The organism is Streptomyces sp. NPDC059371 (genome assembly GCF_042751995.1).
Taxonomy (GTDB): domain Bacteria; phylum Actinomycetota; class Actinomycetes; order Streptomycetales; family Streptomycetaceae; genus Streptomyces.
Genome location: NZ_JBHYXD010000054.1, coordinates 26,328 through 33,710 on the forward strand (window position 1 = coordinate 26,328; position 7,383 = coordinate 33,710).

General features: G+C 71.0%; 5 protein-coding genes. 2 read left to right on the forward strand and 3 right to left on the reverse strand.

The features are described from left to right. Positions 1 to 128: 128 nt before the first annotated feature. The 3 genes from ACFXGX_RS26565 to ACFXGX_RS26575 all read right to left on the reverse strand — a co-directional run bounded on the left by ACFXGX_RS26565 (position 129) and on the right by ACFXGX_RS26575 (position 4,356). The gene (locus ACFXGX_RS26565; protein WP_384795650.1) at positions 129 to 1,898 is read right to left on the reverse strand and encodes an LCP family protein; all 1,770 of its coding nucleotides are present in this window, start codon (positions 1,896 to 1,898) and stop codon (positions 129 to 131) included. A gap of 247 nt (positions 1,899 to 2,145) precedes the next feature. Next, positions 2,146 to 3,435 (reverse strand): LCP family protein, encoded by a 1,290-nt coding sequence (locus ACFXGX_RS26570; RefSeq protein ID WP_384795652.1) that lies wholly within the window; start codon positions 3,433 to 3,435, stop codon positions 2,146 to 2,148. A gap of 165 nt (positions 3,436 to 3,600) precedes the next feature. Further along, on the reverse strand, positions 3,601 to 4,356 hold the full coding sequence (locus ACFXGX_RS26575; protein WP_384795653.1) for a TIGR03089 family protein: 756 nt from the start codon (positions 4,354 to 4,356) through the stop codon (positions 3,601 to 3,603). Positions 4,357 to 4,485: 129 nt separating this feature from the next. On the opposite strand from ACFXGX_RS26575, the gene ACFXGX_RS26580 reads away from it, so the two are divergent. Together ACFXGX_RS26580 and ACFXGX_RS26585 are read left to right on the forward strand one after the other, a co-directional pair. Continuing rightward, on the forward strand, positions 4,486 to 5,964 hold the full coding sequence (locus ACFXGX_RS26580) for a peptidoglycan recognition protein (RefSeq protein WP_384795655.1): 1,479 nt from the start codon (positions 4,486 to 4,488) through the stop codon (positions 5,962 to 5,964). A gap of 195 nt (positions 5,965 to 6,159) precedes the next feature. Then, entirely contained in the window at positions 6,160 to 7,242 is a 1,083-nt protein-coding gene (locus ACFXGX_RS26585) for a sugar phosphate nucleotidyltransferase (protein ID WP_384795657.1), read from the forward strand. Positions 7,243 to 7,383: the final 141 nt, after the last annotated feature.

Here is a 7,383-nt window from a genome sequence, read left to right on the forward strand (position 1 = left end):
GCCCAAACCCCCCCCCCCCCCCCCCCCGGCCCCCAAACTCGGGGTGCGGCGGGGGCGCGGGGGGGGGTTCCCCCCCGCCGCCCCCACAACCGCTCGCGCCCTGTAGGACGCCTGACGAACCCGTTAGGTCACTTCGCGCACACCGTTTTGTCCGCCGTGGACTTCTCCACGTCGGGCGCCTTCGTCGCAGCGGTCAAAGGCACACCGGCGCCCTTGAAGTCCTTGCCCAGGGTCAGCACGATCGCGGGCAGCCCCTGTGAGTTCTTCTCGCTCTTGCCGGGCTTCATCGCCGAGCCGGACAGACCCATGAGATCCGCCAGCTTGCGTGCCTGGTCGGCCTGGTCGGGAGAGTACTCCAGGGTCGTCTTGCCGAGTGTTTCGTCGGCGTTGCCGAGCTGGCTGGACTTGAGCACGCCCTCATCATTCTGCAGCCAGTTAAGAGTTTCCTGTGCGGAGCCCGCCTCGGCCCCGCCGTTGTAGATGTCGACGCGGATGTCGGAGGCGGCGGAGCGGGAGCCCTTGAGGCGGGCGGCCACCGCGGCCTTCTCCTTCTTCTCCCTCTGCTTCACGGCGGTGAAGGAGACGTCGTTCTTGATCGCGTCGAAGACCGACTGGGCCGTGTTCGGGTTGACCACGACGGTGGCGTGCACCTTCTCGGCCGGGTTGTCTATCACCGGGACCGTGGTGAAGGTGATGTTCTTCGTCGGCACCTTCTTCAGCTCCAGGGCCATGTCCTTGAGCGTGCTGACGCTGCCGATGCCGGTGTCGACGGTCAGCGCCTTGGTGGCGGCCTCGGCCAGCTTGTACAGCTTGGTTGGGTTGGTGAGGGTGTTGCTGGAGCTCATCTTGCGCATCAGGGAGCCGATGAACTGCTGCTGCACCTTGATGCGGTCGAGGTCGCCCTGGTTGCCGAAGCTGTGCCGGGTGCGTACGAAGGCGAGGGCCTGCTCGCCCTCGATGGTGTGCTTGCCGGCCGAGAGCTTGAGGTGCGAGTCGGGGTCGTTGACGTCCTTGGCGACACAGACGTCGACACCGTCGACCGCGGTGGTCAGCGTCTTGACGGCGTTGAAGTCGGCCATCATGAAGTGGTCGACCGTGATGCCGGTGACGGCCTTGACCGTGTCCATCGTGCAGCCGGGGTTGCGGTCCTCCTGGCCGAGGCTGGTGTTGAAACGGACGTTCTCGGAAGGCTTGATGACCTTCTCGCTGCCGTCCTCCTGCTTCGACTTGCACTCGGGGATGTCGACGATGAGGTCGCGCGGAATGCTCATCGCGGTCGCGTTCGTCCGGTCCTTGGAGACGTGCAGCAGGATGTTCGTGTCCGCGTGCCCGACGCTGTTCTTGTCGCCGTAGCCCTCGTTGCCCGCACCGGTGCGCTTGTCGGTGCCGATGATGAGGATGTTGAAGGCCTCGTCCTTGCTGAAGCCGTTCTTGGCCGAACCGCCGACGTCCTCGGTCTGGACGTTGCCCTCAAGGTGCTTGAGATAGGCGTACGCGGCGCCCGTGACGGCCACCAGGACCAGCGCCATGATGCCGCCGGTCCAGAGCAGCACCTTCTTCGCCTTCGACTTCTTGGGCGCCTTGGTGCGCCCGCGCCGCCGCCCGGGAAGGGGCTCCGGCGGCTCGGCGCGCCGCCGGCGCTGTCCCGGCACGTCGGGGCCTGGTGCCCCGCGTTCCCGTCCTGGTGCCTCACGGTCCCGTCCCGGTGCCGCGCGGTCCCGGCCCGGCGCGCCACGGGTGCGCGTCGCCGCGGAGGGATTTCCCCTCCGCGGCCGCGGCACAGCCGGTTGCGCTCCGGAAGGGGGCAGTCGCAGTTCGTATTCACCGGTGTTCGGGTTGAGCACCCACTGGTCTGCGGGGTCGATGTTGTCCGCCCGCCCACGGCCTTGCGCGTCCACGGTTGTCTGAATCCTCCGTCGGGGCCACGCGGCGCCTTTTCCCCCTCGAAAGGCGCTCGGGTCTCGGTCAAGCAGTGCGCGACCCCCAAGGACTGACCTTGTGGCCGGGTGCACCGGATCGCTCACACTATCCGCCGAGTTCAACGTCCAGCGACGGCCGTGACAAATTCGACGTTCCTACAACCGGGCAATCCGCCCTATTTTCAGAGACTTCTTAGCTCGCCTGTTCCCCGCCTTGGTGCTCGCTTTACCCGCAGGCGTCCTGAGCGGCCGTGTTGCCGCGGAAAGTCGGAGCCGGATCAGGGGTTCCGGAGAGCCGGGCAACCCCTATTGACGTCGACATTCCGTCGCCGGCCGACTCCCCTTCGTAGTCGCGGAAGGAGTTCCCGTACAGATTCACGGAATGCGGCGGCTGCCCCTGGGCCGGTCTCGCGGGCGGCTCCTTCACGACCACGACGGGCTCGTCCGCGCGCAGTCGCCCGAAGAGCCGGGCCGCCGCCGGCTTCACGAGCTGATCACGGTTGGCGTTGAGGACGTAGGACCTCCGGGGCACGGTCAGGAACCGGATGTCCTCGGTGGGGATGTCACGCATGCCGCGAGCAAGGTCGTACAGGCCGCGCAGACTCGCGAGTCCCGGGTCGGTGGTCAGCGACGAGGTGGCCGCGTCCAGCACCGGATACAGCTTCGTCGGGTTGAGCAGGACGTCGTCGCCGCGCACCTTGCTGATCAGCGCGCCGAGGAACTTCTGCTGGCGGTCCATGCGGTCGGTGTCGCTGCCGTTGCCGATGCTCTTGCGGGCGCGCACGTAGCCGAGCGCCTGTTCGCCGTTCAGCACGACCTTGCCCGCGGGCAGGTTCAGCTTCGCCGCCTTGTCGTGGATCGGCTTCCTCAGGCACACCTGGACGCCGTCCACCGCGTCGACCATGTCCTTGAAGCCGTGGAAGTCCACCACCATGTGATGGTCGACGCGGATGTTCGTGAGCTTCTCGACGGTCCGGATCGTGCAGGCCGAGCCGCCCACCTCGAAGGCGTAGTTGAACATCGCGAACATGGGCTCGGTGCGGGTGCCGTCGGGGCGCCGGCAGCTCGGCACGTCCACCATCAGATCGCGGGGCAGCGACATGGCGGTCGCGCTGTGCCGGTTCGCCGAGAGGTGCAGCAGGATCGTGGTGTCGGACCGTTCCGTCCCCGAGTCGCGCCCGTACTTCTTGTTCCCGGCGCCCGAGCGCGAGTCGGACCCGATCAGCAGGATGTTCTGCGCGCCGCGGACCAGCGCGGTCGGCCGTTCCTTCTCGTACCGGGCGAGCTCGGCGGCCGCGTCGTTGTCGGCCGTGATGTTCCCGTTCAGCTTCTCGTAGGCGGCCCAGCCGACCGCCACGGCGCCCAGGACCACCACGGCCGCCCCGGTCGCCGTCCAGCGCAGCCAGCGCCGCCGCCGGCGCCCGGCCCCGGTGGGCGACGCTCCCGGCCCCTGGTCCTCCGGGCTTCCGGAGGGAGTGCCCGCGGTGTCGGTCACGTCGGGACCACCACCCCTCATGGCGTACGAGCGTGTCTCGCTGCTCCTACGACCATGTCCCGACGCGGCAGGTGTGGGGTGCCGATGATGGGCCGAACGGGGGACACCCCGGCGCGGAGGGCGCCCGGCACGGGGGACGCCCCGGCGCCGACGGGTGCCCTCGGCCGGCCCGCCGGGGACAGGGTTCTAGCGCGCCGTCGCGGTCACCCGCTCGCTTTCGATGCGCCGGGCGAGCGCGTCGTCGTCCAGCCGGTCGAGATGGCGGCACAGCACCACCGACCCGCCGGTCGCGAGCGGCGCGTACAGACCCGCGGTCACGCCCTCCCAGGTGTCGTACGGGAGCGCCGACAGGATGCGGGAACCGGGGCCCGTCAGATCCAGCCCGGGAGCGTCGCCGCGGGCCTGCTCCACGACCTCCGCGCCCGTGAGCGTGGCCCCGGCGACGATCAGGGCCCGGTCCTCCGGGTCGACCGGCGCGTACGGCGCGAAACGGTCGCCCTGGCTCGGCACCTCGACGGCGTAGTCGGCGTAGCCCGCGGGCGGTGTCGGGAAGCGGCGGCCGAGCGGGGCGAGCGAGAGGGCGACGCGCTCGCCGGAACAGGCGAGCCCGGCGTCGAACCGGCCGGGGCCCGCGACGACGTGGTCGGCGGCCGCCGGGTCGCCGCCGAGATCCGCGACGACACCCACCGAGGAGCAGGCGAGCAGCCACACCGCCGTCTGCCAGTGCGCGGGCAGCAGCAGCGCGACCCGCTCGCCGGGCTCGGCGGACATCTCGTTCTGGAGCAGGTTGGCGGTCTTGGCCACCCAATTGGCGAAGGTGGCCACTGACAATTCGACCCGTTCGCCCGTCGCGTCGTCGTAGAAGGTCACCAAAGGACGCGCGGGGTCCTCGGAGAGCGCGGATCGCAGCAGGTCGGCAGGGGTGCGGTCGGTGGCTTTCACGCGCGCAAGCGTACGCGGGGGCGCCGCGCGGCACGGGCCGAGCGCGCCACCGGTTCGGCGGAGCACGGTCCGACGGTCCGTCAATTCCGCGATGGACAGATATGTATGACTATGTCCAGGATCAGGAGCATGCGTGGATTCCTTGCTTCCTCGGTCGGCGTCACCTGCGCGGCCGCTCTCGCCCTGCCCCTCACTCTGCCCGCCACCCCGGCACAGGCCGGGCCGGCGACGCTGACATCGGAGGCCGCCGCTCCCGGCAGCACCCAGTCCCTGCCTCTCGTCCCCCTCACCCGCAGACGCACGCTCGGCCAGACCGCCTCGACACAGGGCCTCACCCGCCGGAACGTACGGCCCTTCTCGCTGGTCGGCGTGGTCTGGGACGACCCGGCCACCGAACTGAACGGCCGTGTCCAGGTCCGCACCCGGGCGACCGGCACCGGCGACTGGTCGGACTGGCAGGACGTCGAGGCCCACAACGACGAGCACGCCGCCGACCCGGACACGGCCGAGAGCGCGTCGAGCCGGGTGCACGGTTCCACGGCACCCCTGTGGGTGGGGGACTCGGACGGCGTCGAAATCCGCGTCGAGGCGGAGCAGGTGGCGCGGAACACCGCGGACGGTCAGGAGCCCGAGGAGGGTGCCGCGGACGGTCAGGAGTTCGAGGAGGGTGCCGCGGACGGCCCCGAGACCAGACGCGGCCCCGAGCCCAGACGCGGCCCCGAGGCCGGACGCGCGGCCGCCCCCGCCGCCGCGTCGCTGCCCGGCGGCCTGCGCCTCGAACTGGTCGACCCCGGCGGGGACCCCCCGGGCCCGGACGCCCGGACGGCCGGACGGACCGGGGGCGCGCCCGCCGGCCTGCGCGCCAGGAGCCTGCACGGGAGCGTGCAGGCGGGCGTATCGGACGGCCTGCGTGCGGGAGCGACCGAGATCCCCGCGCTCTCCCGGGCGGAGACGCGGCGCACGTACTTCCCCGGCGGCACGGCCCAGCGGCGCCTGACGCCCTACATCGGACCGCGCCCCCGGATCGTCACGCGGCGCGGCTGGGGCGCGAACGAGAACCTGCGCGAGCGCGGCTTCCTCTACACGAAGACGGTCAAGGCCGCCTTCGTGCACCACACCGCGTCGGGCAACAAGTACACCTGCGCGCAGGTGCCTTCGGTCATCCGCAGTATCTACCGCTATCACGTGGTGAGCAGCGGCTGGCGTGACATCGGCTACAACTTCCTCGTCGACAAGTGCGGCAACATCTACGAGGGCCGTGCGGGAGGCGTCGCGAAGGCGGTCCAGGGCGCCCACACCCGCGGGTTCAACACGAACAGCATGGGGATCGCCGTGATCGGCACGTTCGGTGCCACGAAGCCCACCGACGCCACGCTCAAGGCCATCGCCCGGCTCACGGCATGGAAACTCGGTCTGTACGGTGCCAATCCGCGTGGCAAGACATACCTGAAGTCGGCCGGTGGCAATCTCTACCGAAAAGGAAAGAACGTACGACTGAATGTGATCTCCGGCCATCGGGACGGGTTCGCCACGGAGTGCCCCGGACGGCTTCTCTACGGCAAGCTCGGCTCCGCCCGGACGACCGCGGCCCGCTACCAGGGCCGGTAGACCGCCGTACGGCCGCCGGGAGCGGCCCGGCCGGCGACGGACCGGCCGGGCCTCGCCGGCGGAGATCACCCGACGTCACGGCAGAGGCCCGTCGAAGGACACCGCACGGCCATCGAGGGCGCCATCGAACGGTCTGCATACACTGGCCGGCCGAAAGACAGTTCGGCCGGTCCCGGCAGGAAGCAGAGACGACAGGTGACAGAAGCGATCCTCCTGGTCGGCGGCAGAGGCACCCGGCTGCGCCCGCTCACCGTGCGCACGCCCAAGCCGATGGTTCCGGCGGCCGGTGTCCCCTTCCTCACGCACCAGCTCGCGCGGGCGCGCGCGGCGGGCGTCGAGCACATCGTGCTGGCGACCTCCTACCTCGCCGAGGTCTTCGAGCCGTACTTCGGCGACGGGTCCTCGCTGGGCCTCCATCTCGAGTACGTCACCGAGGACGAGCCGCTGGGCACCGGCGGCGCCATCCGCAACGTGGCCTCCCGGCTCCGCTCGGGCCCCGACGACCCGGTCCTGATCTTCAACGGCGACATCCTCACGGGCCTGGACATCCCCGCGCTGGTCGCGGTCCACGAGTCGACCGGCGCGGACGTCTCCCTGCACCTCACCCGCGTGGAGGACCCGCGCGCGTTCGGCCTGGTCCCCACCGACACCACCGGGCGCGTCACGGCCTTCCTGGAGAAGCCGCAGAGCCCGGAGGAGATCGTCACCGACCAGATCAACGCGGGGGCCTACGTCTTCCGCCGCTCGGTCATCGACACGATCCCCGCGGGCCGCCCTGTCTCGGTCGAGCGCGAGACCTTCCCGGAGCTCCTGGCCACCGGCGCCCATCTCCAGGGCATGGTCGACTCCACCTACTGGCTGGACCTCGGCACCCCGCAGGCCTTCGTCCGCGGCTCCGCCGACCTGGTGCTCGGGCGCGCCCCGTCCCCGGCCGTCCCCGGCCGCTGCGGCGACCGCCTGGTCCTGCCCTCGGCCACGGTGGCCCCCGACGCCAAGCTCACCGGTGGCACGGTGGTCGGCGAGGGCGCCCGTATCGGCGAGGGCGCCCGGATCACCGGCAGCACGATCCTCGCCGGAGCCGTCGTCGAACCCGGCGCGGTCGTCACCGACTCCTTCGTCGGCGCCGGCGCCCGCATCGGCGAACGCACCGTCCTGACCGGCACGGTCATCGGCGACGGCGCGGTGGTCGGCCCCGACAACGAACTCCGCGAGGGAGTCCGAGTCTGGTGCGACGCCCAACTCCCGGCAGCCACGCTGCGCTTCTCCTCGGACCAGTGACCCCGCCACACCCGCCGGAGGGGCAAAGATCCAGCCCCTCCGGCGGGAGAGAAATTCAGCCCCTCCGGCGTCTGTGGAGCGGGGTGCGGGGCGGAGCCCCGGGGGCGGTAGGTCAGACGGGGCCGAGCCGTCTGTCGGGGG